18 protein-coding genes are annotated in these 25,623 nt (G+C 72.4%); 10 read left to right on the top strand and 8 right to left on the bottom strand.

Annotated elements, in window-relative coordinates:
- Window positions 1-137 precede the first annotated feature (137 nt).
- From AB0B35_RS37970 to AB0B35_RS37960, 3 genes are all read right to left on the bottom strand, one after another.
- A complete protein-coding gene (locus AB0B35_RS37970; RefSeq protein ID WP_361055517.1) occupies window positions 138-815 on the bottom strand; it encodes a DUF899 family protein in 678 nt (225 codons plus the stop codon).
- A 77-nt stretch (window positions 816-892) separates the two neighbouring features.
- Window positions 893-4,615 carry an FHA domain-containing protein gene (locus AB0B35_RS37965; protein WP_361055514.1) on the bottom strand — a complete coding sequence of 1,241 codons (3,723 nt, stop codon included), beginning with the start codon at window positions 4,613-4,615 and terminating at the stop codon, window positions 893-895.
- Between the two features lie 49 nt (window positions 4,616-4,664).
- Window positions 4,665-5,108, bottom strand: a complete 444-nt coding sequence (locus tag AB0B35_RS37960) for a CBS domain-containing protein (protein WP_361055511.1) — start codon at window positions 5,106-5,108, stop codon at window positions 4,665-4,667.
- Window positions 5,109-5,273: 165 nt separating this feature from the next.
- Here AB0B35_RS37960 and AB0B35_RS37955 point away from each other — a divergent pair, with 165 nt between their 5' ends.
- A complete protein-coding gene (locus tag AB0B35_RS37955; RefSeq protein ID WP_361055520.1) occupies window positions 5,274-5,861 on the top strand; it encodes an ATP-binding protein in 588 nt (195 codons plus the stop codon).
- 16 nt (window positions 5,862-5,877) lie between these two features.
- Here the strand turns inward: AB0B35_RS37955 and AB0B35_RS37950 are convergent, their stop codons facing one another.
- Complete coding sequence (locus AB0B35_RS37950) at window positions 5,878-6,489, bottom strand: helix-turn-helix domain-containing protein (RefSeq protein ID WP_361055508.1); 612 nt, start codon at window positions 6,487-6,489, stop codon at window positions 5,878-5,880.
- A 187-nt stretch (window positions 6,490-6,676) separates the two neighbouring features.
- Between AB0B35_RS37950 and AB0B35_RS37945 the strand changes: the two genes are divergently transcribed.
- The 6 genes from AB0B35_RS37945 to ahcY all read left to right on the top strand — a co-directional run bounded on the left by AB0B35_RS37945 (window position 6,677) and on the right by ahcY (window position 16,709).
- Window positions 6,677-8,263 (top strand): amino acid permease, encoded by a 1,587-nt coding sequence (locus AB0B35_RS37945; RefSeq protein WP_361055505.1) that lies wholly within the window; start codon window positions 6,677-6,679, stop codon window positions 8,261-8,263.
- The gene (locus tag AB0B35_RS37940) at window positions 8,260-9,096 is read left to right on the top strand and encodes an urea amidolyase associated protein UAAP1 (RefSeq protein ID WP_361055502.1); all 837 of its coding nucleotides are present in this window, start codon (window positions 8,260-8,262) and stop codon (window positions 9,094-9,096) included. Before AB0B35_RS37945 ends, AB0B35_RS37940 begins: the two co-directional genes overlap by 4 nt.
- Complete coding sequence (locus AB0B35_RS37935) at window positions 9,093-9,734, top strand: urea amidolyase associated protein UAAP2 (RefSeq protein ID WP_360527036.1); 642 nt, start codon at window positions 9,093-9,095, stop codon at window positions 9,732-9,734. Before AB0B35_RS37940 ends, AB0B35_RS37935 begins: the two co-directional genes overlap by 4 nt.
- A gap of 27 nt (window positions 9,735-9,761) precedes the next feature.
- On the top strand, window positions 9,762-13,328 hold the full coding sequence (gene uca / locus AB0B35_RS37930; RefSeq protein ID WP_361055499.1) for an urea carboxylase: 3,567 nt from the start codon (window positions 9,762-9,764) through the stop codon (window positions 13,326-13,328).
- The gene (atzF, locus tag AB0B35_RS37925; RefSeq protein WP_361055496.1) at window positions 13,325-14,992 is read left to right on the top strand and encodes an allophanate hydrolase; all 1,668 of its coding nucleotides are present in this window, start codon (window positions 13,325-13,327) and stop codon (window positions 14,990-14,992) included. The genes uca and atzF overlap by 4 nt, the downstream gene beginning before the upstream one ends.
- Before the next feature lie 256 nt (window positions 14,993-15,248).
- A complete protein-coding gene (ahcY, locus tag AB0B35_RS37920) occupies window positions 15,249-16,709 on the top strand; it encodes an adenosylhomocysteinase (protein ID WP_361055493.1) in 1,461 nt (486 codons plus the stop codon).
- Window positions 16,710-16,830: 121 nt separating this feature from the next.
- Here the strand turns inward: ahcY and AB0B35_RS37915 are convergent, their stop codons facing one another.
- Window positions 16,831-17,439, bottom strand: coding sequence for a hypothetical protein (locus AB0B35_RS37915; protein WP_361055490.1), 609 nt, complete (start codon window positions 17,437-17,439; stop codon window positions 16,831-16,833).
- A 309-nt stretch (window positions 17,440-17,748) separates the two neighbouring features.
- Window positions 17,749-19,017 (bottom strand): S1 family peptidase, encoded by a 1,269-nt coding sequence (locus AB0B35_RS37910; RefSeq protein ID WP_361055487.1) that lies wholly within the window; start codon window positions 19,015-19,017, stop codon window positions 17,749-17,751.
- Window positions 19,018-19,130: 113 nt separating this feature from the next.
- On the opposite strand from AB0B35_RS37910, the gene AB0B35_RS37905 reads away from it, so the two are divergent.
- Window positions 19,131-22,145, top strand: coding sequence for a BTAD domain-containing putative transcriptional regulator (locus AB0B35_RS37905; protein WP_361055484.1), 3,015 nt, complete (start codon window positions 19,131-19,133; stop codon window positions 22,143-22,145).
- Here AB0B35_RS37905 and AB0B35_RS37900 read toward each other — a convergent pair.
- On the bottom strand, window positions 22,142-23,011 hold the full coding sequence (locus AB0B35_RS37900; RefSeq protein WP_361055481.1) for a Calx-beta domain-containing protein: 870 nt from the start codon (window positions 23,009-23,011) through the stop codon (window positions 22,142-22,144). The genes AB0B35_RS37905 and AB0B35_RS37900 overlap by 4 nt on opposite strands.
- 135 nt (window positions 23,012-23,146) lie before the next feature.
- Here AB0B35_RS37900 and AB0B35_RS37895 point away from each other — a divergent pair, with 135 nt between their 5' ends.
- A complete protein-coding gene (locus AB0B35_RS37895; protein ID WP_361055477.1) occupies window positions 23,147-23,806 on the top strand; it encodes an MSMEG_1061 family FMN-dependent PPOX-type flavoprotein in 660 nt (219 codons plus the stop codon).
- 185 nt (window positions 23,807-23,991) lie between these two features.
- Window positions 23,992-24,648, top strand: a complete 657-nt coding sequence (locus AB0B35_RS37890; protein ID WP_361055474.1) for a dihydrofolate reductase family protein — start codon at window positions 23,992-23,994, stop codon at window positions 24,646-24,648.
- A 76-nt stretch (window positions 24,649-24,724) separates the two neighbouring features.
- Here AB0B35_RS37890 and sigJ read toward each other — a convergent pair whose 3' ends face one another.
- Entirely contained in the window at window positions 24,725-25,603 is an 879-nt protein-coding gene (gene sigJ, locus AB0B35_RS37885) for an RNA polymerase sigma factor SigJ (RefSeq protein WP_361055471.1), read from the bottom strand.
- Window positions 25,604-25,623: the final 20 nt, after the last annotated feature.

The following is a 25,623-nucleotide window of genomic DNA, read 5'->3' as shown; positions in this document are numbered from 1 at the left end:
CGACAACGCCCAGCATCCTGCACCCGGCCACACCGCCACCAGGGCGAACCGAATGCAGTCACGCTCAGCTAACCCGACCAACAGTTCACACCCTGACTGCGAGGACAGGCTCAAGCCGCGCGTGGTCGCGAGACGGTTCAGCTCGCCGGGCCGTACAGCTGGGCGACGTCGGGCGAGTCGAGCCAGCCGCTGTAAGTCGGCTGCTGCGGCCAGCCCTCTGGGGAGTCCTGCCACTCCTCCTGCCGCCCGAAGGGCAGGGTGTCGACCAACGCGAAGGTGTACGTGAGCTGTTCGGCTCCGCGGCCGGTCGTGTGCCAGGTGCGGTAGACCCGGTCGCCGTCGCGCAGGAACACGTTGAACCCGAACCCGCCGCCGGGTGGGGCGTCGACGTCGGCCCCGAACGGGCTGTCGGCGGTGGAGTACCACGTCATGGTGTTGCCGACGCGTTCGGCATAGGCGAGGGCCGCCTCGATCGGGCCCTGGGTGACGATGACGAATCGCGCGTCGTAGTTGTCGAGGAAGTCCAGCCGGGTGAACGACGAAGTCAGGCTGGTGCACCCGCCGCACTGCCACTCGGCGTCCGGGTCCCACATGTGGTTATAGACGATCAGCTGCGACTTGCCGTCGAAGATGTCGACGAGCCGGACCGGGCCTTCGGCCCCGACCAGGGTGTAATCGGGCATAGGCACCATGGGCAGCCGTCGCCGCTGCGCCGCGATCGCATCGAGTTCCCGGGTGGCCGCCTTCTCGCGGACACGCAGTTCGTCCAGTTCCTTACGCCAGGTCGCCTGGTCGACGACAGGTGGAAAGGCCATGATCACCATCTCCTTCTTCTCGCCCCTCCACCCTAAGACCGGTCCCGGCGCGGAAACTCATCGAACCGCCGCCGACATCACCCCTCGCCGCGGTCGCCCGGGACCAGTAACGGGCCGCCGTGGCCGGGCAGACCCCGGTCGGCAGGAATCGCCTCCTCGACCGCGCCGTCGGCCTCGACGCCGTGCGTGCGCGTCTGCGCGGCCAGGCGCTCGTAGTAGACCGACACCGCCGCGAGCACACCGCGGACGGCGTCCAGCAGTTCGGTTCCCGCCCGCTCGACGACGTCGGCCTCGTGGATCTCGAAGGCCCGGATCGCCCGCAGTACGGCGGACTTCAGGTCGCTGAGCAGCTGGACGTCGGCATGGGCGTAGATGCGGCACAGTGCGGTGACCCGGCGGTGGTCGTCGCCGGTCAGCAGCAGTTGCTTGACGGCGGTCACGGAGGTCCGCACGAGGGTGACGTCGGGCCGGGCCGACAGGGCTGCGAGTTCGGTGTCGAGGTGGCGGACGTCCTGCTGCGGGTCGCAGAAGCCGACGGTGTGCTGCCACAGGGTGCGCAGGTCGTCGTGCAGGATCCCGTCCAGGTAGCTGACCAGGAACCGGCGGTGTCCTTCGATGACGTACTGCGCCTTGAAGGCCGTCAGGTCCCGGGGGTCTTCGCCCAGGGTGGTGACCGCGGCGGTGAACCCGTAGTCGGCGGTGAGCGCGTTGCGCATGGCGACCAGCATGTACAGGAACCGCACCCAGCCCCGGAAAAGTTCCTCCAGCGGCAGCGAGCGCAGGCCGCCCTCGGTGAGCACCACGCCCCAGCGCGCGCCGAACTGCAGTCGGCGCAGGTGGCCGATCTGGTACATGGAGAGCTGCGAGTCGATCTCGGCGTGCGCGTGGTGCAGCACTTTGCGGTATGCCGCGGTCGCGTCCATGCCGACGTAGTTGCGGACGATGTGCGGCCCGCCGATGTGCAGGTGGATGAACTCGCTGACGTCGATCACGGCCCCGCCGACGGCCATCCAGTAGCCCGTGTCGGGCGTGTCGTGCCGCGCCAGGTCTGACACCTCGACACGCGGCGTCTGCTGGGCGTGGCCGAGGTAGGTGGTGAAGACGTCCTGGGCGAGGCGTCCGTCGGCGACCAGCCGGCGGAGGAACTCCCGGCCGTCGCCGGGCACGATGGCGGTCAGCGCCTGGAGCACCGCGACGGAGAAGCGCGAGCTGCCGCAGACGTAGACGGATGCGCCGCGGCCGCCGTCCTCGACGGGCCGCAGCAGGTCCCAGAGACCGTCGGCTTCGGCCCGGATCACGTCGTCGACCCGCCGCCGCTGCCCGGCTCCGACGACATGGCGCCGGCCGTCGAACCGGATCCCGGCGTCGGCGCGGGAGAACGCCACGGCCAGGTTCAGCCGGCCGGCCGCGGCCGCCGTGTCCAGCTCGATGTGCTCGACGAACTCATCCGGCGTCCGGACGCCCAGGTAGAGCCGGTTCTCACCGGGTCCGGTGCGCGCGGCGACGAACCCCAGGAACGGGGCGATCCCGGAGCCCGCGGCGAACATGACGACGGGGGCCGCCGGGTCGGCCGGCAGCCGGAACCTGGGGGTGGCCACGATCTGCAGGGAGAGCCGTTGCCGGCCGTCGAGACTTGCCCGGCGCAGGAAGTGCGATGCCGCGCCTTGGCGTTCGCGCGGGTACGACCACGGCGTGCGGGCCGAGGTGTAGTCGAGTCCCGCGACGACCAGTTTCAGGGTGGTCGCCGGTTGACCGGGCGGCGGAGCCGAAGCGATCGAGTAGAGCCGGAACGGTTCGGGCGCGATGACCGCGCAGAAGGCGTCGCTGTCGCCGGCGTCGGCCTTCCAGAGCCGGGTGACGTCGTATCCGCCGGCGTACAGCAGGTTCAGGACGTCCCACAGCTCCCACTGGTCCTCCATGCGGGCGTCGACGACCCGCTGCCACGCGCCGACGGCCGTGAGTCTCGTGAGCCGTTTGGCGACCTCCCGGCCGATCGGCCGGAGCTGGGCGAAGCGCAGCAGCGTCCGCAGCGGCAGGACGTCGACGTCGCCGTAGCCCTCCCGGCAGGCCACCGCCGCCCGCCAGCGCGGGGTGAGCGGCACCAGCTCGTCGCCGGTGGCCTGCAGCGCGGCGACCGTGCGGCGCACGAGGTCGTCGTCGTGCTCGGCCAGCACGCCGACCCGGTCCCCGGGCAGGTGGTGCACGCCCTGGCCGGTCACGTCGATGTCCAGGTAGCAGGTCCAGCCACCGGACTCGCCGGTGACGACCCGGCCACGGCGGGCGGTCCCGAACACCACGGGCGCGCCCACCGGCGGACGGCGTTCCTCGCGGACGACGGCCAGCTCCCCGTCGACCTTGTCCCAGGTCCGGTCCTTGAACAGCCCGGTGAACCGGGCGCCGGTGGTCACCTGCCGGCCGACTTTGAACGCCACCTCCAGGAAGCCGTACGCCTTGATGCGGTGCAGTCCCATCCAGCCGCGGTCGCCGACGTAGGCGTCGAGCATCGCGTTGTAGACGCCGCGCAGGGCGCTGCTGCGGGTGTCCTCCACGTACTGGCGCACCGACACCTCACGCAGTGCCGCCACGAGTTCCTGCCAGTGCCGGGGGAAGTATCCGGCAAGGTAGGTGCTCTGCTGCCCGACGAGGGAACCGTAGTCCCGGCGTTCGAGGAACGCGTCGAGCGCGTGGATCTGCGGTTGGGCGGTGCCGCTCGGGCTGGGCGCGCCTTCGAAGATCGGCACGCCGGCGGTGCCGACCGTCTTGGCCCAGAGCACCTGGTCGAGGGGGTGCCGGCCGCGGGGGTTGGGGTCGATCTGGGGGTAGATGGCCTGGGTGACGTGCTGCAACTGGTCGAGGATCACCAGCAGCGCCCCTTCCAGCGCGGCCGGGTCGTCGGCGACCACGGCCTCCTGGGCGTCGAGCATCGCGCCCAGCACGGGTGTGAGCCCCATCGCGAACTCGGTGGTGACCAGGTAGAACACCCGCTCGGCGGCGTTGTTCCAGGTCGGCACGAGCAGGTCCATGTTGTCCAGCGCCCGGGGACCGGACGGGTCGCGCAGCCGCCAGTTGTAGAAGAACAGGTCGATGTACGACACGGCCGGGGTCTGCTTGCCCAGCCGTCGCGAGACGGTGGTCCACGGCCGCAGCAGCGAGTCGGGCAGCGCGGCGGGCGGGTCGATCGCCATGTACTGATAGGCGTGGGCGAACACGCCGAGCAGGGTCGAGGCGCGCAGCAGGTAGCGGTCGGGCAGTGCCTCGGGTCTGGCGTCGAGGACCGGCATCGCGTCGAACGCCCGGCGCAGCGTGAGCCGGCGGAACAGGTCGGGCAGCCGGTCGGTCATCTCGTCCCAGGCGCGGTGCGAGTCCGGGAAGGCCAGCAGCGGCGGTAACGCGGGCAGGAACCCGTGCGCGAGCGACAGGAACCCGTCGAGTTCGTGGCCTACCTGGCGGTTGTGCGCCTCAGCGGCCCGCACCACCCGCCGCGCGGCGACGTCGGGCGGGGTGTCGGGCCGGAAGACGGTCAGGTGCGACTCGTCGACCGACACCGTCGCGTTCGGATCGACGAACATCCAGGCCACGTCGAACCGGCCGATCCGGATCCGGTCCCCCGGAACAAGCGCCTGGCGGCGGGTCAGCCGCTGGTCGTTGACGTAGGTGCCGTTGGTGCTGCCGAGATCGGTGAGCACCAGGTAGTCGCCGATCAACTCCAGTTGCGCATGGCGCCGGGACACGCTGCTGTCGTCGAGCTTCACCGCGGCCACGCCGGCGTCACGGCCGAACGTGACCGGCAGCGCGCACACCCGCTCACTGGTCGTCTGGGTGTGCCGATCGGTCAGGACCAGCCGCAGCTCAGGAATGGTAGATCACCGCTCGGCACAGGTCGGCGCGTGACAGAGTGCCGACGAGTTTGCCGCCGTCGACGACGGGAAGCCGCCGGATCCCGCGGTCGATCATGACTATCGCCGCGCGGGCGAGTTCGTCGCCGGGGCTGACGGTCGCCGCGTCGCGGACGACGAGGGGGTCGACGGGGCGGTCGGCGAGAGTGCGGCCCCGCTCCAGGAAGATCCGGAACGCGTCCGCGAGCGTGCCGCCGTCGGCGGTGACGTCGTCGAAGCCCGGCAGCATGGCGCGCACCAGGTCCTCTTCCGACAATGAGCCGACGAACCGGCCTTCGTGGTCCAGCACCATCAGCTGCCCGACCTCGGACACGCTGACCACCTCGGCCGCGCGCCGGATGGTGGCGCCGAGCCTTATGTATGCCGGGAACGCCGTCATCACGTCGCTGACCCGCACGCCACCTCCCAGGTCCGAACTACGGTCGTCTCGCCACGCGAATCCGTCACGAGCTGGTGCTGAACGCGAATGGAGCCGATCCGGCGTACGGTTTGGAGGGCCGTCTCCGGCCGAGTTTAGCCAGACCTGTCACCGGCGATGATCCGATGATCGGCGGACGCCGCGATCCGTTGGGCCGACGTCGGTGTCGCGACGTTCCATCGAAAGCGGGCGAGCATGAGGCGACCGACACTGTTCCTGACGGTGGGTCTGCCCTGCACAGGGAAGACCACCGCGGCCCGGCGCATCGAGATCGAGCTGGACGCGCTTCGTCTGACGAAGGACGAATGGGTGAAGGCCCTCTACGGTGACGACAATCCGACTTCGGCCGGGGATGTGATCGAGGGGCGGCTCATCCGGATCGGGCTGCGCGCCCTGGAACTGGGCAACAACGTCGTGATCGACTTCAGCCTCTGGAGTCGGGACGAGCGCTCCGCGCTGCGCCGGGCAGCAGCGGACCGGGGCGCGGCGGTCGAGTTGCTCTACTGCGAACTGACCCCGTCGGAGCAGCGGAAACGAGTCGATCAGCGCCAAGCCGAAGAGCCGCACACGACCTGGCCCATGTCCGACGAGGAACTGACCGAGTGGGCTGCCTTCATGCAGATCCCGACCCCAGGCGAACTCGACGGCAGCGAACCCGTCGACAACCCGCCGGCCGGATTCGCGACGTGGGACGAGTGGCGCGAACACCGCTGGCCGCCATCGGTCTCCTGACCGCACGTCAGGCGAGTCAGGCGTCCACCCCGACGAGGCGCAGCACCGCGGCGGCCACCGCCCGCTGCAGCTCCTCCGGCGGTGCGACGGGCAGGTCGCGGCGTATCCCGATGACGCTCTCCACGAGCCCGAACACGAGATCGCCGAGGAACGCGTCCGCGCCTGCCGGCGCGGCGGCGGCCGTGAGCACGCGATACGTCTCGCGAAGGCGCTCCCGCTCGGTGCGGAAGCGGTTGAAGGGTTCGGTCGCGACCTCGGGCAGGGCGTAGAGGATGCCGACGTTCCAGCGGGCGGTGAGCAGGACTCCCACGTCGTAGGTCACCAGCGCGTGCAGGGCGGCAGCCGGGGCGGGGCCCTGCCGGTCGAGGTCGGCGGCGTAGTCCAGCGAGGGACGGACGGTCGCTTCGAGCAGTTCGGCGAGGATCTGCTCCTTGTTGTCGAAATGGTAGTAGAGCGAGGCCTGCCGGATGCCGACCGCCTCGGCGATGAGCCTGGTGGACGTGGCCGCGTAGCCGCGCTGGGCGAACAGTTCCGCGGCGGCGTCGAGGATCTCCTCGCGGGCGGTGGCCGCGGGCAGGCGGCGCGCTCCGGACCTGGGGCGGCCGACGGCGGCGGGCTGCGGTTTCACGCCCTGCATCGTCGCATCCCGCCCGCGCGGGGCTGTTCACTGCTCCGCCATGTCCGCGGTGAGTTTGCGGCAACGCAGGTTTTACCGCGGAGCACTCAGCCCGATACGCCTCCGCATAAATCTGTCGGCCGACAGGTATTGGCGGTCGGCGGGTTCAGGATCCGCCGCCGAAAACGAGGAGGCGGTCATGTCCCCCACCCCCGCTCCGCCCGCGCCGCCCCCGGTCGCCGTGACCGGTCCCGGCGCCGACGCCGCGGACCTGCGCGGCTTCGGCTACGAGCCGGAGCTGCGCCGCAGCATCGGCAGCTACGCGTCGTTCGCCGCCGGATTCTCCTTCGTCTCGATCCTCACCACGGTGTTCCAACTGTTCGCCTTCGGCTTCTCGTTCGGCGGGCCGGCCTTCTTCTGGACCTGGCCGCTGGTGTTCGCCGGGCAGTTCATGGTCGCGCTGACCTTCGCCGAGCTGGCCGCCCGGTATCCGATCTCCGGCTGCATCTACCAGTGGTCGCGCCGCCTGTCGAACTCGGCGGTCGGCTGGTTCGCCGGCTGGGTGATGATCATCGCGCAGACCGTCACCGTCGCGGCGGCAGCCATCGCCCTGCAGGTGGTGCTCCCGTCGATCTGGTCGGGGTTCCAGCTCGTCGGCGACGACCCGTCGCTGACCTCGCCCACCGGGGCGACCAACGCCGTCATCCTCGGCTCGATCCTGATCGGCCTGACCACGCTGGTGAACGTCATCGGCGTACGCCTCATGGCGATCATCAACAGCACCGGCGTGACGCTGGAGATCATCGGCGTGGTCGCGGTGGTGGTGCTGCTGCTGGTCAACGCCGAGCGCGGGCCGGGCGTCGTCCTCGACACCGGCGGCACCGGTTCGGGCTTCGGCTACGTCGGGGCGTTCCTGGTGTCGGCGCTGATGGCCGCCTACGTCGTGGTCGGCTTCGACAGCGCCGGCGAGCTCAGCGAGGAGACCCGCGACCCGCGCCACACCGCGCCGCGCACCATCCTGCGGGCGCTGGCCGCCTCCGGCATCGGCGGCGGCTTGATGCTGCTGGTGGCGCTGATGGCGGCGCCTAGCCTGACCGACGGGCGGCTGGCCACCGAGGGCCTGCCGTACGTGCTGATGAGCAGGCTGGGCGAGACCGGCGGGCGCATCCTGCTGATCGACGTCGCGATCGCGGTCGTGGTCTGCACCCTGGCGATCCAGACCGCGGGCAGCCGCATGGTGTTCTCCATGGCCCGCGACGGTGTGCTGCCGTTCTCCGCGGCGCTGCGCAAGGTGTCGCCGCGCACCGGCGCGCCCGCCCTGCCCGCGATCGTCGTCGGCGTCGGCGCCGCCGCGGTGCTGTTCGTCAACATCGGACAGGCGGCGCTGTTCACCGCCCTCACCAGCGTCTGCATCGTCATGCTCTACATGGCGTACGCGCTGGTGACGGTGCCGCTGCTGGTGCGCCGGCTCAAGGGCTGGCCGCGTGGCGAGGACGCCGCCGCCACCGAGCGTGGCGGGCGGCTGTTCTCGCTGGGCAGGTGGGGTCTGGCGGTCAACGTGCTGGCCGTCGTCTACGGCATCGGCATGATCCTCAACCTGGGCTGGCCCCGCCAGGAGGTCTACGACCCGACCGGCGAGCACTGGTACCTGCACTACTTCTCACTGCTGTTCGTCGGCGGCTCGCTGCTGGTCGGCGCGCTGGTGTACCGGCGCTTCCGCGCCCGGACCAGTTCGCCGCAACTGCTGCTCCCGCTGGCCGTCGTGGCCGAGGGAGAGGCCGCGTGACGGGCTCGACCGCCACCACCGCCGGGGCGCGGGCACACGCCCGCGCCCAGGGCGGCACCGTCACGGCCTGCATGCCGACCGTGCCCGCCCGCGGGCTGGCCGAGCCGCCCGCGGGCGTCGACGCCGCCGACCTGGTCTGGGCCGAGACCGTGCCCGGCGGGGGCTACGCGCACCGGCGGCTGGCCGCCGGGACGGCGCTGCGGCTGACCGACCTCGACGGCGACGCCTGCGTGTCGGTGCTGCTGTTCAGCGCTGACGAGCCCTGGGAGCGGCTCAACGTCGCCGACACCGTCAAGGTGCTGTGGCAGGCCTACGTCGGCGAAGGCCACCTGCTGCTGTCCGACCAGGGGCGGGTGCTCGCCTCGGTCACCGCCGGGGCCCGCGACCGCTCCGACACCTTCTGCGGCACGTCCACCCTGCTGCGCAACACCGAGCGCTACGGCGACGGCGCCGCCCACGGCCCCTCCCCCGCCGGGCGGGAGCTGTTCACGCTGGCCGCGGCCAAGCACGGGCTCAGCCGCCGGGACCTGCCGCCGAGCATCTCGTTCTTCCAGGGCGTACGCGTCGACGCCGACGGCACGTTCCGCTGGCTCGGTTCGGCCGGGCCCGGCGCGAGCGTCGAACTGCGCACCGAGATGCCGGTCGTCGCGCTGCTGGCCAACGTGCCGCACCCGATCGACCCCCGTCCGGCGTACACGTGCACCCCGGTGCAGGTGCGGGCCTGGCGGGACCGGCGGACCGCGCCCGGTGATCCGCTGTGGACGCGTACGCCCGAGGGCGAGCGCGCGTTCGCCAACACCGCCGACCACCTCACCGCCCGGGGGCTCTCGTGACCGCGTCCACTACCGTGCCCGCCCTGGTGCCGGGCACCGTCGTGCTCGACGAGACGGTCCCCGCCAGGGCCCCGTGGTCGGCGGTCGTCCGCCGCGGGCAGGTGCTGACCATTGTCGACCTGCACGGCAACCAGGCCGTCGACTGCCTGATCTACCGCGCCGACGACACCGCCGAGCGGTACTCCGCACCCGACACGCTGGCCGCCCAGGGCGGCATCTTCCTGACCGCGGGAAGCGTGCTGCGCTCGTCGGAGGGCCGCGCGCTGATGACCGTCGTGGCCGACGAGGTCGGCCGGCACGACACCGTCGGCGGGGCGTGCAGCCGCGAGTCCAACACCCTGCGCTACGGCCACCACACCGCGCACCAGCACGCCTGCGTCGAGAACTTCCTCGCCGAGGGAGCGCGGTGGGGCCTGGGCAAACGCGACCTGGTCAGCAACATCAACTGGTACATGAACGTGCCCGTCGACCCGGACGGCAGCCTCGGCATCGTCGACGGCATCTCCGCCCCCGGCCTGCGCGTCGCCCTGCGCGCCGAACTCGACGTGCTGGTGCTGGTGTCGAACTGCCCCCAGGTCAACAACCCGTGCAACGGCTTCGACCCGACCCCGGTGCGTTTGGTCGTCACCGCGCCCTGAGCCGCCGTCCCCGCTGAGAGGCCCGCCATGTTCGACACCCTGCTCGTCGCCAACCGCGGCGAGATCGCCTGCCGAGTCATCCGCACCGCCGCGCGGCTCGGGCTCAAGACCGTCGCCGTCTTCTCCGATCCCGACCGGTCCGCCCCGCACGTGCGGATGGCCGACGCCGCCGTGCACCTGGGCCCGGCCCCCGCCCGCGACAGCTACCTGCGGGTGGACCGGGTCCTGGCGGCGGCGCTGGCCACCGGCGCGGGCGCCGTGCATCCCGGGTACGGGTTCTTGTCCGAGGACGCCGGGTTCGCCGCCGCCGTCGAAGCGGCCGGGCTGGTGTTCGTCGGCCCCACGCCGCAGCAGATCACCGCGTTCGGGGCCAAGCACACCGCCCGTGACCTGGCCCGCGCCGCCGGGGTGCCGATGATCGAGGGCACCGGGCTGCTGTCCGGCCTGGACGAGGCGCTGGCAGCCGCCGACGGCATCGGCTACCCGGTGATGGTCAAGGCGACCGGTGGCGGCGGCGGCATCGGCATGCGGGCCTGCCACACCCCGCAGGAGCTGGCCGCGGCGTACGACCAGGTGGAGCGCCTGGCCGTGGCCAGCTTCGGCAGCGGCGGGGTGTTCCTGGAGCGGTATGTGCCGCGCGCCCGGCACGTCGAGGTGCAGGTGTTCGGCGACGGCCGGGGCAGCGTGGTCGTGCTCGGCGACCGCGACTGCAGCCTGCAGCGCCGCAACCAGAAGGTGATCGAGGAGGCACCCGCGCCGGGGCTGCCGGACGCGGTCAGGCAGCGGCTGCACGCCTCCGCTTCTGCGCTGTGCGCGTCGGTGGACTACCGCTCAGCGGGCACGGTGGAGTTCGTGTACGACGCCGAACGCGAGCAGGCGTCGTTCCTGGAGGTCAACGCCCGGTTGCAGGTCGAGCACCCGGTGACCGAGCAGGTCTTCGGCGTGGATCTGGTCGAGTGGATGCTGCGGCTGGCGCAGGGCGACCACAGCGTCGTGGAAACCCCGCTCCGCCCGGCCGGGGCGGCCGTCGAGGCGCGTGTGTACGCCGAGGACCCGACGCAGGACCACCGGCCCAGTGCCGGGCTGGTCACCCGGGCCGAGTTCCCCGCGTCGGCCCGCATCGACGGGTGGGTCGAGGCCGGCACCGAGGTCAGCACCTTCTACGACCCGATGCTGGCCAAGGTCATCGTCACCGGCACGGATCGCGACGAGGCGTTCGCGGCGCTGCGGGCGGCGCTGGCAGGCACCCGCATCGACGGCGTCGAGACGAACCTGGGGCTGCTGCGGGCCGCCGCGGCCGACGCCGACGTCCTCGCCGCCGCGCACAGCACCGCCACGCTGGCCGACGTGGCCGACGGCGAGCCCAGGATCGTCGTCGAACGACCTGGCACGCTCACCGCCGTGCAGGACTGGCCCGGCCGGACCGGGCTGTGGGAGGTCGGGGTGCCGCCGTCCGGGCCCATGGACGACCTGTCGTTCCGGCTGGGCAACCGGGCGCTGGGCAACGCCGAGGGCGCGCCGGGACTGGAGTGCACGGTGGACGGACCGGCGCTGCGCTTCACCGCCGCCACCACCGTCTGCGTCACCGGCGCGACGGTGCCGGTGACCGTCGACGGCACGCCGGTGCCTTGCTGGGAGCCGGTCGAGGTGCCCGCGGGTGCGGTCCTGGACGTGGGCCGCGCGACCGCCGGGCTGCGGGCGTACGTCCTGGTCGCGGGCGGGTTCGAGGTGCCCCGGTATCTGGGCAGCGCGGCGACGTTCACCCTCGGCCAGTTCGGCGGACACGGCGGGCGGGCGCTGCGGGTCGGCGACGTGCTGCGGGCCGCCATGCCGACCGCGCCGATCACGGGACCGGTCCCGCTCCAGGACCGGCCCGTGATCGGCACCGAGTGGCGGCTCGCCGTCACCGAGGGCCCGCACGCCGCGCCGGAGTTCTTCCTGCGCGAGGACATCGAGGCGTTCTACGCCGCGAGCTGGCAGGTGCACTTCAACTCCGCCCGCACCGGGGTGCGCCTGGTCGGGCCGAAACCGCGCTGGGCCCGCGCCGACGGCGGCGAGGCGGGGCTGCACCCGTCGAACATCCACGACACCCCGTACTCCGTCGGCGCGGTGGACTTCACCGGCGACGTGCCGATCCTGCTCGGCCCGGACGGCCCGAGCCTGGGCGGATTCGTCTGCCCGGCCACCGTGGTCACCGCCGAACGCTGGAAGCTGGGCCAGCTCAGCCCCGGCGACACCGTCCGGTTCACACCGGTCGGCGACGACACCGCCGCCGCGCTGCGGGCCGGCCGGTCGGGGCCGGTGCTGCTACTGCCGCCGGGCACCGGTGACGACGGCGTGCTGGCCCGCCGGGACCCGAGCGACGCCGGACCCGCCGTCACCTACCGGCGCAGCGGCGACGACAACCTGCTCGTCGAGTACGGCCCGATGACCCTCGACCTGGGCCTGCGGCTGCGCGCCCACGCGCTCATGGAGCGGCTGCGCGCCGAGCGGCTGCCCGGCGTCGTCGACCTGACCCCCGGCATCCGCTCGCTGCAGATCCACGTCGACCCGGACGTGCTGCCCGTACGGCGGCTGCTCGACCTGGCCCGCGGCGTGGAGGACGAGCTGCCCGCGACCTCCGCGCTGCAGGTGCCCAGCCGGGTCGTGCACCTGCCGTTGTCCTGGGACGACCCGGCCACCCGGGAGGCGATCGCCCGCTACATGGCCGGGGTGCGCGACAACGCCCCCTGGTGCCCGTGGAACATCGAGTTCATCCGCCGCGTCAACGGGCTCGACAGCGCCGACGACGTGTACCGCACCGTCTACGACGCCAGCTACCTGGTGCTCGGCCTCGGCGACGTGTACCTCGGCGCGCCGGTCGCCACACCGCTGGACCCCCGGCACCGGCTGGTCACCACGAAGTACAACCCGGCCCGCACCTGGACCCCGGAGAACGCCGTCGGCATCGGCGGGGCCTACCTGTGCATCTACGGCATGGAAGGGCCCGGCGGCTACCAGTTCGTCGGCCGCACCGTGCAGGTGTGGTCGCGGTGGCGGCAGTCCGGCGGCTTCGAACCCGGCTCGCCGTGGCTGCTGCGCCACTTCGACCGGATCTCCTGGTATCCGGTCGGTGCCGACGAACTGCTCGACCTGCGTGCCGACGTCGCCGCCGGACGCCACGACCTGCGTATCGACGACGGCGTGTTCCGGCTGGCCGACCACGAGACGTTCCTGGCCGACAACGCGCCGTCCATCGCGGACTTCCGCGCCCGGCAGGCCACGGCGTTCACCGCCGAACGCGATGCCTGGGCCGCGGCCGGCGAGTTCGACCCCCGGCCCGAGCCCGAGGCCCCGGCCGCCGCGGCGACTGTCGCGGTGCCCGACGGCGGCGCGCTGGTCGAGGCGCCGATGCTGTCCAGCGTATGGCGGGTCGACGTGCGCCCCGGCGACCGCGTCCGCGCCGGGCAGCCGTTGCTGGCGCTGGAGGCCATGAAGCTCGAAACGGTGATCGTCGCCCCGCAGGACGGCCAGGTCACCGACATCCTCGTCACCCCCGGGTCCCAGGTGGCCCCGGGCAGCCCGCTGGTCGTACTCACCGGGAGGACCCGATGACCCCGCAGGACCGCGTACGCGACGCGTACGCCCGGCTCGCCCGCGGCGAGCGCCCCGAAGCGTGGATCACGCTGCGCGCCGAGGAGGACGTCCTGGCCGACGCGGCCGCGTTGGAGCAGCGGCTGGCGGCGGGTGAGCGGCTGCCGCTGGCCGGTTCGCTGCTGGCGGTCAAGGACAACATCGACGTCGCCGGCCTGGCCACCACCGCGGCCTGCCCGGAGTACGCGTACCTGCCCGAGCGCAGCGCCCCGGCCGTGCAGCGGCTGGTCGACGCGGGCGCGCTCGTGCTCGGCAAGACCAATCTGGACCAGTTCGCCACGGGCCTGGTCGGCACCCGCAGCCCGTACGGCGCGGTCCGCGACGTCCGCGATCCGGCGCGCGTGTCGGGCGGGTCGAGTTCCGGCTCGGCCGTGGTGGTGGCGCTGGGCATCGCGGACCTGGCGCTGGGCACCGACACCGCCGGGTCGGGGCGGGTGCCAGCCGCGTACCAGGGCGTCGTCGGGGTGAAACCGACCCGGGGCCTGGTCCCGACCGACGGCGTGGTGCCGGCCTGCCGCAGCTTCGACTGCGTCACCGTCTTCGCCCGCACGCTCACCGCCGCCCGGCAGGCGATGTCGATCATGTCGGAGCCTGCGGGGCGGCCCTGGCCCGCGGACGCTCCACTGGCCGCGCCGCCCGCGCCCGTCGTCGCGGTGCCCGACCGCGACGAGCTGGTCGGCATGTCCGCGCCGTGGCTCGACGCCTTCGAGCAGGCTGCCCAGACACTGGTCAAGGCCGGGGCGCGGCTGCGCCCGATCCGGCTGGCGCCGTTCCTGGCCGCCGCGAAGCTGCTCTACGGCGGCGGCTTCGTCGCTGAGCGGTACGCGGCGGTCGGCGCCTTCCTCGACGGGCGTCCCGCCACCGCCGATCCGACCGTCGCCGGGATCATCACCGCCGCTCGGGACGTGCCCGCGCATGTGCTGGTCGCCGACACCGAGCGCCTGGAGCGGCTGCGCGAGCAGGCGATGGCCGAATGGGGCGACGCTGACGCGCTGCTGCTGCCGACCGCCCCGGTCCACCCCACGATCGCGCAGGTCGCCGCCGACCCGGTGGGCGTCAACGCGCTGGTGGGCACGTACACCAACTTCTGCAACCTGTTCGACCTCGCGGCCGTCGCCGTGCCGGCCGGGCAGGTCGAGGGCGGGCACTTCGGCGTACAGGTGATCGCCCGCGGTTTCGCCGACGCCGTCGCCGCCGACGTCGCGGCACTGATCCTGGAGGAGCCCGCGCCCGTCCCGCCGACCGGTGGGCTGCCGCTGCTGGTCATCGGCGCGCACCTGACCGGCCAGCCGCTCAACGAGCAGCTCACCTCGGCCGGCGGCCGGTGCGCCGCCCAGGTCCGCACGGCGCCGGAGTACCGCCTGTACGCCCTGCCGACGCAGCCGCCGAAGCCGGGCCTGGTGCGCGTGGGCTCCGGCGGGGACAGCATCGACGGTGAGATATGGCTGCTGCCGCCTGCCGCGCTCGGCCGGTTGCTGGCCGCGCTGCCCGAGCCGATGACGCTCGGCAAGGTCCGGCTGGCCGACGGCAGCCTCGTGACCGGTTTTCTCTGCGAATCTGCGGCTACCGAGGACGCCCCCGACATCACCGAGCACGGCGGCTGGAGGTCCTATCTGGCGTCCTGACCCATGGCGAAGCCTCGTGGCCCGGTCGTGTCGTATAGTCGGACCGCGCGTACCTGCGCGGTCGAGGTCGAGAGGCGCTGCGACGGACCGGCGGTCTTCGGGCCGCGGCCCGCCACGCTCGGCCCCGGCTTCTCCCCAAGGGCGCCTCCGAACGCGGAGGTGCCCTTCTTGCTGTGCTCGACCGGCTCTCGCCACGGGCTCACGCGCCTCACCTCCGCTCGGGACCGACCGTCGATCCTTTCCTGAGGGAGGAACCATGAACGCGAAACCGCAGCACCGCAACGGCATCGACTTCGCCGTCGCGGACCTGTCGCTGGCCGAGGCGGGCCGCCACCAGATCCGGCTGGCCGAGCACGAGATGCCCGGCCTGATGGCCGTCCGCCGCGAGTTCGCGGCCGCCCAGCCGCTGCGCGGGGCCCGCGTCGCGGGCTCGCTGCACATGACGATCCAGACCGCGGTCCTCATCGAGACGCTGGTCGCGCTCGGCGCGGACGTGCGCTGGGTGTCCTGCAACATCTTCTCCACCCAGGACGAGGCAGCGGCCGCGGTGGTCGTCGGCCCGACCGGCACCGTCGCACAGCCGTCCGGCATCCCGGTCTTCGCCTGGAAGGGCGAGTCGCTGGAGGACTACTGGTGGTGCACCATGCGGCTGTTCGACTTCGGCGACGGCCAGGGACCGAACATGATCGTCGACGACGGCGGGGACGTCACCATGCTGGTGCACCTCGGCGTCGAGTTCGAAGCCGCGGGCGGGGTCCCGGCGCCCGCCGACGACGACCACCCCGAGTATCGGCTGATGCTGCAGACGCTACGGGCGAGCATGGACGCCGACGGCAAGCGCTTCACCCGGATCGCGGCGCAGCTGCGCGGCGTCAGCGAGGAGACCACCATCGGCGTCACCCGCCTGTCCAGGCTCGCCCGGGAAGATCGCCTGCTGTTTCCCGCGATCAACGTCAACGACTCGGTCACCAAGTCCAAGTTCGACAACAAGTACGGCATCAGGCACTCCCTGGCCGACGGCCTCAACCGCGCCACCGACGTCATGATCGGCGGCAAGCTCGCCGTGGTCTGCGGCTACGGAGACGTCGGCAAGGGCGCGGTCGAGGCGCTGCGCGGTCAGGGCGCCCGCGTGGTCGTCACGGAGATCGACCCGATCTGCGCGCTGCAGGCCGCGATGGAGGGCCTGCAGGTGGTCAGGCTCGACGACGTCGTCGCCACGGGCGACATCTTCATCACCACGACCGGGGGCACGGACATCATCACGGTCGAGCAGCTGGCCAGGATGAAGCACAACGCGATCGTCGGCAACGTCGGGCACTTCGACGACGAGATCGACATGGCCGGGCTGGGCCGGGTGCCCGGCATCGTCAAGGTCGAGATCAAGCCGCAGGTGCACGAGTGGCGATTTCCCGACGGCCATTCGATCATCGTGCTGTCCGAGGGCCGCCTGTTCAACCTCGGCAACGCCACGGGCCACCCGAGCTTCGTGATGTCGAATTCCTTCACCAACCAGGTCATCGCGCAGATCGAGCTGTTCACCCGGCCCGAGATGTACGAGCGGCGCGTTCACATGCTGCCCAAGCACCTCGACGAGAAGGTCGCCCGGCTGCACCTCGACGCACTCGGGGCGCAGCTGACCACCCTGACCACGAAACAGGCCGACTACCTGGGCATCGACGCCGAGGGTCCGTACAAGCCGGACCACTACCGGTACTGAGCGCACGCACTGGAGCCGGACCTCGCGACACAGCGGGATCCGGCTCCAGGCCGTTTCTGGTGGTGGGCGCGTCGCGCCGCACATGATGCCGCCGTTGGTGCGGCTGGGCCGGCCGGAAGCCTCAATCACTCGTCGCGTGATGGTCGCGGCCCGACGCGGTTCCTCTCACCCAGGCGGCGACCTGTCGAGCAGTCTGAGCCGGCGTATCCGTTCCGGTGTGCAGGACGGTCGGGATGGTGCGGCGCAGGTGCGCGGCAAAGGCCAGGTGCTCGCCGACCGCGTGCTCTCGCCAGGACGGCCTGGCCTGAAGTCGGCCGCGGCGCTGCTCGTCCGTGCAGTCCAGGACGGCGAAGTGAATCGGTCCGATCCAGCGCCGCGACGGCAGGTACGCCAGCTGCTCAGGCATCAGCGGCCCCAGCAGGACCGTACTGCGGTGTCCCTGCGCGATCCCGTGCGCGACGCTCAGCCAGGCATCGCGGAACGCGTCCCAGTCGACCGTTCCGTCGGTCTTCATCGGGTCGATCAGCCAATCCACATCGAATACGACGCACTCGGGCAGCGCAGCGGCCAGCGGGGCGAAGATCGCCGACTTTCCGGCACCGGACGCTCCGGTGATGACGTACAGCGGCTCGCGGCGTGCGGGTTCGGTCCAGCCGCAGCAGGCGCAGACCGCGGCGTCCGCGACCGGTTCGAGAACGACCGCAGGTTCGCAACGCTGGCAGAAGTGCATCCCGTGACTCTCCTCGACCGCATGACTCGACGTAAAGCGGAAAACCGCGAGGCCCGGGACAGCCGCACTCCCCTGTCCTGCAGGCGGTTCGAGAGCCGCTCAAGCGTCATCCCGCCGGCCTCGATCGCGACGTCCAGCGCGACCGCGAACGGCCCGGTCCGTAGTGCCCGCGCGACATCGGGCTCCACCATCGCCCCAGCCTCGCCCGGACCGGCACGGATGTCCACCCGCGTCGATGTGTCCGGCGCGGGTGCGCGCGACGCCGCGGCCGGAAGGGACTCGCACCCTCCCGGCCGCGGCGGGCTCGGGTCACAGCAGGCTGGCCCCGTAATAGGTCAGCGAGCCGACGTACGGGCTGAACAGCGGCCGTTTGACCGGTGCGTAGAAGACCCGGTAGGAGCCGGTCTTCCACACCCCGAGCGACACGCAGGGCGTGTCCAGGTAGCCCGCGGTGATCGTGCCGCGGGCCACCGCCGCGATCTCGATCTTCAGGGGCCACGTGATGAAGATGCCATGCGAGTAGACCGGGCCGCCGCTGTCGCCGGGGGCGGCGATGCAGTTGCCCGCGACCGGGGTGCCCGGCACCTTCGCCGCGTACGTCATCGGGGCCATGCCGAGCACGCTGGTGTTGACGGCGTACACCTTGGCGTTGCAGTGCTCGCCGCTGAACGAGCCGCCGGTGCAGATCCAGTTGCCGACGTAGTCGGCGGTGGAGCCGCCGACCCGGATGCTCGACGAGCTGTTCCAGGCTCCGGTGTAGATACGGCCGGCGAAGGTGCGGTTGGCGGGCCGGTTGAGCATTTGCGTGTCGCGGGCGTTGACGTCGGCGACGATGGTGGTGTTGGGCTGGGTCGCGGTGCCGATCCGGGCGACGTTGCCGTTGTTGCCGCAGTGCCCCGCGGTCAGCATGCGGGGTGACCCGGCCCAGTTGACGCTGAATCCGGTGGAGCAGGAACCGCCCGTGCTGAGGTTGTTCCAGCGGGCCCCGCCCCAGTACGGGGAGATGTCGGCCTGTCGGTTGAACAGCAGGTCGGGCCGGCGTTCGACGGTGACCGTCAGCGGCAGGCGCGCCTCGGCCAGGACCGCCTCGCGGTCGGCTTCGGTGCTCACGGTGACGGTCAGGCCGGAGCCGTCGACCTGCGGTGCGGCGGTGGCGACGCGGCTGTCGACGCCGAGCCGGTCGACCTCGGCGGCGAGCTCGGCCTCGCTGTAGCGGGCCGGCAGGAACCGGACCGGGACGCCGGTGCGGGCGGCGCGTTCGCGGGCGTCGGCGGGGACCTCACCCTTCCAGTACACGTGCAGCTCGCCGTTCTCGGGGGCGGCGATCGTGCCGGCGTAGCCGGGTGAGTCCACCGACAGGATGTCGTCGGCGGCGGTGTTGAGGCGGGTCTGCGCCTCGCTCAGGTCTTCCCAGGTCCGGAAGCCGCCGGGCACGGCTTCGGCGGGGGCGACGCCGGGAGTGTCGGTCTTGGGCTCCTCGGCGGCCGAAGCGCCCGTGGCGGGCAGGAGCACGGCCATGACCAGGAGCGCCGTGACGCTCCATCCGATCCTGGCACGGCGGGACGGTGTGTCAGTCATGGCAGCCATCGTGGGAGCGGGCACGCGGCCGCCCAGGCGATCCTGAACATCGTTGAACATCGTTGTATCGCACGTACGATGGACATACTCAGCTTCGTCTATCAAGGAGACTGATGGCCGACGGGGGCACCCTGCAGGACCTTGCCCAGCTGCTGCGCCAGCTCAAACGGCGCGACGCCCGGCGGCGCGGCGGCACCGAGCTGACCTACCGCGCACTGGCCGCCCGGACCGGCTGGTCCACCGGGATCATCGCGCACTACTTCACCGGCAAGACCCTGCCGCCGACGGACCGCTTCGACACCCTGGTGCGGCTGCTGGGCGCGTCCCCGGCCGAGCAGGGCAGGCTGGCGACCATGCGCGACCGCGTCGACGAGGACCGGCGGCAGCCGGCCGGCCCGAGCACGCAGACGGTCCGCCTGCTCGGCCCCGTCGAGGTGACCGGCCCGCGCGGGCGCGCCGCCCTGGTCGGCGCGCGCCAGCGCACCCTGCTCGGCCTGCTCGGCCTGCAGGCGGGCAACCTGGTCTCGCACGCCCGGCTCACCGAAGCGCTGTGGGGCGAGCAGCCGCCCCGCACCGCGACCCCGTCGCTGTACTCCCACATCGCCCGCGTGCGCCAGGCCCTCGACGACTGCGGCCTGCCCGGCATCCTGGTCACCCGCGACTCCGGATACCTGCTGGACCTGCGGCCCGCCGACGTCGACGTCGCCCGGTTCCACGACGACGCCGCCCGGGGCAGCCGGGCCCTGGCCCGCGGCGCGGCCGCCGAGGCGGTCACCCACCTGCTCGACGGGCTCGGGCTCTGGCGCGGCGAGGCCTTCGAGGACGCCGAACCCGCCGGCTGGGCCGCCGAGCAGGTGCGGCGGCTGGCCGAGGCGCGGATGCGCTGCCTGGACGACCTCTGGGACGCCCGCCTGCGGCTGGGAGAACACGTCGCCGCGGTCGACGAGATCGAGCGGCTGCTGGCCGCCGACCCCGGCCGCGAGCGCCTGGTCGGGCTGCTCATGCTGGCCCTGTGCCGGTCGGGCCGGCACACCGACGCGGTCAAGGCCTACCACCGGCTGCGCGACCACCTGGCCGAGCAGCTCGACGTCGAACCCGGCCCGGAACTGCGGCGGCTGTACGTGGCGGTGCAGCGCCGCGACCCCGCCGCCGGTTTGGACGGCCCGTCGGAGGCCCGCCGGCCGGCCCAGCTGCCCGCCATGGTCGGCCACTTCACCGGCCGCGAGCCGGAGGAGGCCGTGCTCGACGCCCTGCTGTCGCAGCCCGGCCCGCTCGCGGTGATCTCCGGCCCCGGCGGCATGGGCAAGACCGCGCTGGCGGTGCACTGGGCGCGCCGGGTCGCCGACCGCTACCCCGACGGCCAGCTCTTCCTCGACCTGCGCGGCCACGATCCGGCTGCCGCGATGCCTGCCCAGGAGGCCCTGGGCCACCTGCTACGGGCGCTGGGCACCGGCACGACGCCCCTGGATCCCGGCCCGTACCGTTCGGCCCTGCACCAGCGCCGGGTGCTGATCCTGCTCGACAACGCCGGTTCCGCCGAGCAGATCGTGCCGCTGGTGCCGCCGGACTCCGGCAGCCTGCTGATCGTCACCAGCCGCCACCAGCTCCCGGCGCTCGCCGTCGAGCACGAGGTCGCCGCCGTCAGCCTCGACGCCCTGCCTCACGCCGACGCCGCGCTGCTGCTGCGCCGGGTGCTGGGCCACGACCGGGTCGACCGGGAGCCCGCGCACGCCGCCCGGCTGGTGGACCTCTGCGGCGGGCATCCGCTGGCGCTGCGCATCGCCGCCGCGAAACTCACCGCCCGCCCCCTGCGCAGGCTCGCCGAACTGGTCGCCGAGCTGACCGACGGGGACCGCCTCGACGTGCTGTCGGTGCCCGGCCACCCCGGCGGCGTACGGGCCGTGTTCGCCGCGACCTACCGGACGCTGAGCCCGCCCGCCGCGACGCTGTTCCGGCGGCTGGGCAACCACCCCGGCCCGACGTTCACCACGCACCTGGCCACCGCCGTGGCCGGGCGGCCCGCCACCGCGGCCCTCGACGAGCTCGCCGCCGCTCACCTGGTCACCGAGGTCGCCGACGGGCGGTACCGCTTCCATGACCTGATCGGCCTGTACGCGCTCGAAAACGCCGGCCCGGACGAGGCCGCCGACACCCGTGCCGCCCTGTTCACCTGGTATCTGGCCCTGGCCGAGACCGCCAACCAGATGCTGGAACCGGCTCGCGACCGGGTGAAACTGTCCTGGCAGGACCCGCCGCCCCACCTGCCGCCGCTGCCCGACACCGCCCACGTGCTGGACCTGCTCGACGACGAGCGCCCCAGCCTGCTGCCGATCGCACGGCTGGCCGCGGCCCACGGCGACGCCCGGGTCACCTGGCAGCTGACCTACCTGCTGGCCAGCTACTACACCCACCGGGGCCACTGGGGGGACTACACCGAGATATGCCGCGAGGGCCTGTCCGCCGCGCTGCACCTGGAGGACCCGGTCGGCGAGCGGCTGATGCGCAGCGGCCTGGGCGTCGCCCTCAACGTCACCCACCGCCACGAGGAGGCCCTGGAGCAGCTCACCTACGCCCTGGAACTGATGCGCGAGGGCGGCGACCAGCGCGGACAGGGCATGGCCCTGAACAACATCGCCCACGCCCACTCCCAGCTGGGCGCGCTGCCCGCCGCCCGGGCCGCTTTCGAGCGGGCACTGGACCTGCACACTGCCGACAACCACCTGCCCGGCGTCGCCCTGGCCCTGAACAACCTCGCCGACGCCCACACCCGGCTCGGCGACTTCCCGGCGGCCTTCGACGCGCTGCACCGCGCACTGCGCCTCGCGCGCGACATCGGCAACGCCCACCTGGAAGGCGCCGCGCTGCAGAACCTCGGCGAGACGCTGCTCGCATCCGGCGACGAGGACGGGGCACTGCACCACTTCGGACTGGCCCTGGCCCTGCGGCGGCGCATCGGCGAGAAACGCCGCGAAGCCGAGACCGCCAACGCCATCGGCCTGCTGCAGCTGTCCCGCGGCGACCACGCGAGCGCCCTGGGCCTTTTCGGCCGGGCGCTCGCACTGTCCCGCGAGGTCGACGACCAGCGGCTGCAGTCGGCGACGCTGGCGAACATGGCACTGCTCGGCTAATGCCAGACGGTCACCCGTGCCGTGCCCGAGACGACCAGGCCGGCGGAGTACGACGAGAGAATGGCGTCGAAGTGCTTGCCGTTCTGGGTGAACGCGTGCGGCAGCAGCTCGACGGGAACCGTGCCGCCGGTCGCCCCGGCCGGGATGGTGACGGTGCGGTCCACGGCGACGTAGTCCAGCCCGGCGTGCAGGTCGCCGTCGGAGGTCCGGATGTGCACCGTCTGCTCGACGGCGGCGGCGGTGTTGATGCTGAACGCGATCTGGATGATGTTGCCGGATTCGACGGTGCACGGCGACGCGGTCGGTCCGGGGTCCGGGTCCGGTTTGGCCGACGGCGACGGCAGCACCGTGGGCGCCGGCCCGGTGCCGCGCGGCTCCAGCAGGCACAGCCGGTGGTCGATGGTGGCCGCCTGGAGCTGGGCGTCGTCGTCGAAGATCCGGCCCCGGCCGACCGGGCTCACCACCCGGACGTTCTGGCTGGGGCTGCCCAGGGTGACGGCGAAGTCCTCCAGCAGCGCCTCGGCCTGGCCGTCACCGGCGATCACCGCCCGCACCTGCCTGCTGCCGGTGTCCCCTGCCGGCCACTGCAGCACGCCGCTGGCGAGCTGGTAGTCGCCGGGTCGGCGGGCCGTTCCGTCGGTGACCGTATAGGACACCGAGCCCGCCGCGGCGCAGGAGTCCGTGTACACGGTGAAGGTCAGCGTGCCGCCGGCCTCGGCCACGGTGACCTGCGGGTCGATGGCGACCGAGCGCCGGCAGTCGGCGGCCGCACCCGGGTGAGCGCCGACGGCGGCCGTGGCGACCGCGGCGGCCAGGGCCGTCACGGTCGCGGCGAGCGCGGGCAGGATCTTCGATTTCATCGTCATCGCCGCATCATCGGGCACCGAGCTTGTGGCGAGCTTGTGGGACACGTGCCAACATTCATACATTCCATTTGGTCGATGTGATCGGTTGCCCGCCATGGGCAGCAGACGCGGGCCGGTCCGATTAGGGTCGGCGACATGACCTCAGCCGATGCCGCAAGTGTCTTCGACTCGCTGCGCCTCGACGCCGTGCCCGACCAGGAGGCATTGCGTCGGGTCTACGAACTCCCCAGCGCCGCGGCGGTACGCAAGCAGATGACCGAACTCACCGAGCAGACCCGACAGTTGATCGCGTGCTCATCGCTGGTCCTGGTCGCCAGCGTCGACGCCGACGGCAACTGCGACGTCTCCCCACGCGGCGGCCCCGCCGGGTTCGTGGCCGTCCTGGACGAGCGCACGGTGGCGATACCGGACGCCACCGGCAACAAGCGCCTGGACACGCTGCAGAACGTCATCACCACCGGGCGAGCAGGACTGCTGTTCGTCATCCCGGGGCGCACCACGACCCTCCGGATGAACGGCCGGGCCTGCGTGTCCACCCGCCCCGAACTGCTGTCACAGCTGACCGCGGTGGGCAAGCCGCCAGCCAGCGCGCTCGTGCTGGGCATCGAGGAGGTCTACCCGCACTGCCCCAAGTCGCTGCTGCGCGGCGGCGTCTGGAATCCCGAGCAGTGGCTGCCCGCGGACGCCCAGCCGACCTCGGCCGAGGTGACGCTCGCCCAGCTGCGGATGCCGGAGCTGACGATCGCCGACATCGAGCAGGTGGAGAGGGACGCGCTGAAGTACCGGTACGAATGACGGGCCGCACCGCGATGGTGCGCCCGGCGACAACCGACCGTCCCGAGCCTCGCGGCAGTGGCGTGGCTCACGGCGACGGATGTCACGTCGGACCGGGCACGCCTGTCTACAGGGTCACACGCGACAGACATCCCGTCTGTCGCGAGCAGCGGCACCATGCCGCACGACCCCAGGAGAGACCGCGCATGAAACTCAGCGTCCACACCTTCGTCAGCCTCGACGGAGTGATGCAGGGCCCGGGCGGAGTCCAGGAGGATCCGTCGCACGGCTTCGACCGCGGCGGCTGGCTGGTCCCGCACAGCGGCGAAGGCCAGCTCGAACCCGTCGCCGGGTGGTTCGGCAAGGCCGAGGCGATCCTGCTGGGACGGACCACCTTCCAGATGATGCGCGCCTACTGGTCGCAGGTGACCGACCCGGACAACATCGTGGCCACGGCCCTCAACCACTGGCAGAAGTACGTCGTCAGCAACTCGCTCACCGATGACGACGCGGCCTGGGGCAAGACCACCGTGCTGCGCGGCGACGACGTCGTCGAGCAGGTCCGCCGGCTCAAGGAGCAGCCGGGCGGCGAGCTGCAGGTGCACGGCAGCTGGCAGCTCGTGCGCACCCTGCACGACGCCGGCCTGGTCGACGTCTACCGGCTCATCCAGTTCCCGGTCGTCGTCGGCGACGGCAAGCGCCTGTTCGCCGACGGTGCCGTCCCGGCCACCTACCGGATCACCGAGTCCCAGGTCGTGAACGGCGGCGCCGGGGCGGTCGCGTTGACGTTGGAGCAGACCGCGTTCGCGACGACCGGGACCGGCGAGTTCGTGGTCCGCGACGGCCGGGAGAGCACCCGGTAACGGCTCGACCTGCTGACGGACGGCGGGGCGGGCCCCGGATGAGGTCCCGCCCCGCCGTTCGCGGGGACACGGTGCGTCAGTTCGTCAGACCGCCGAGCTTGTCCGGGTTGACCTGAAACCGCAGATTGCACAGCAGGCCGCTGTCGTCGATGTCGAAGGTGAGCGCGCCGATCGGGGCTCCGCCCATCAGACACAGGATGGCGAGTTCCCCGTTGACCACGGCCGTGGCGACGGTCGCCGTCGCCATCTCGGGCTTGGCCATGACGCCCAGCAGCCAGCGGGCGACGCTGCCGGCACCGTGCAGCGGGCGGATCGCGGCGGTGACCTTGCCGCCGCCGTCGGACCACGCGGTGACCTCGGGCGCGAGCAGCTCCATGACCGCGTTCAGGTCGCCCCCGGCGCAGGCGCTCATGAAACGGGCGGTGACCTGCTCGCGCCGGGCCTTGTCCGTGTCGAACCGGGTGTGCCGGGCCTGGACGTGCTCGCGGGCCCGGCGGGCGATCTGCCGGACCGTCGGTTCGGGGCGCTCCAGGAATCCGGCGATCTCGCCATGGGAGAAGCCGAACGCCTCACGCAGCACGAACACCGCCCGCTCCACGGGGGTGAGGGTCTCCAGCACGACGAGCAGGGCGAAGGAGACGTCCTCGGCCGTCTCGCCGGCGTCGGCGACGTCGGGTGTGGTGAGCAGCGGCTCGGGCAGCCACGGGCCGACGTACGACACGCGGGTGGCCTGGGCCGAGGTGAGTCTGTTCAGGGCCAGGTTGGTCACGGTCCGGACCAGGTACGCCTTGGGGTGGCGCACCTCGGTCCGGTCTTCCTTGTGCCAGGCCAGCCAGGCGTCCTGGACGATGTCCTCGGCGTCGGCGACCGACCCGAGCATCCGGTAGGCCGTGGCGAACAGCAGCCGCCGGTGCTCGGTGAAGGGGTCCTGCTCCGTCCCGTCCATGATCGTCATCGGGTCATCGTGCCAGCCGT

This window comes from Catellatospora sp. NPDC049133 (genome assembly GCF_040648455.1).
Classification (GTDB): Bacteria; Actinomycetota; Actinomycetes; order Mycobacteriales; family Micromonosporaceae; genus Catellatospora; species Catellatospora aurea.
This window is presented reverse-complemented; position numbering and strand designations above follow the sequence as displayed.

Coding starts and splice junctions, on each gene's coding strand:
- AB0B35_RS37910 (WP_361055487.1), bottom strand. CDS start 19,017: ATGACTGACACACCGTCCCGCCGTGCCAGGATCGGATGGAGCGTCACG.
- AB0B35_RS37895 (WP_361055477.1), top strand. CDS start 23,147: ATGACCTCAGCCGATGCCGCAAGTGTCTTCGACTCGCTGCGCCTCGAC.
- AB0B35_RS37890 (WP_361055474.1), top strand. CDS start 23,992: ATGAAACTCAGCGTCCACACCTTCGTCAGCCTCGACGGAGTGATGCAG.
- sigJ (WP_361055471.1), bottom strand. CDS start 25,603: ATGACGATCATGGACGGGACGGAGCAGGACCCCTTCACCGAGCACCGG.
- AB0B35_RS37915 (WP_361055490.1), bottom strand. CDS start 17,439: ATGCACTTCTGCCAGCGTTGCGAACCTGCGGTCGTTCTCGAACCGGTC.
- AB0B35_RS37945 (WP_361055505.1), top strand. CDS start 6,677: ATGTCCCCCACCCCCGCTCCGCCCGCGCCGCCCCCGGTCGCCGTGACC.
- AB0B35_RS37905 (WP_361055484.1), top strand. CDS start 19,131: ATGGCCGACGGGGGCACCCTGCAGGACCTTGCCCAGCTGCTGCGCCAG.
- uca (WP_361055499.1), top strand. CDS start 9,762: ATGTTCGACACCCTGCTCGTCGCCAACCGCGGCGAGATCGCCTGCCGA.
- ahcY (WP_361055493.1), top strand. CDS start 15,249: ATGAACGCGAAACCGCAGCACCGCAACGGCATCGACTTCGCCGTCGCG.
- AB0B35_RS37900 (WP_361055481.1), bottom strand. CDS start 23,011: ATGACGATGAAATCGAAGATCCTGCCCGCGCTCGCCGCGACCGTGACG.
- atzF (WP_361055496.1), top strand. CDS start 13,325: ATGACCCCGCAGGACCGCGTACGCGACGCGTACGCCCGGCTCGCCCGC.
- AB0B35_RS37970 (WP_361055517.1), bottom strand. CDS start 815: ATGGCCTTTCCACCTGTCGTCGACCAGGCGACCTGGCGTAAGGAACTG.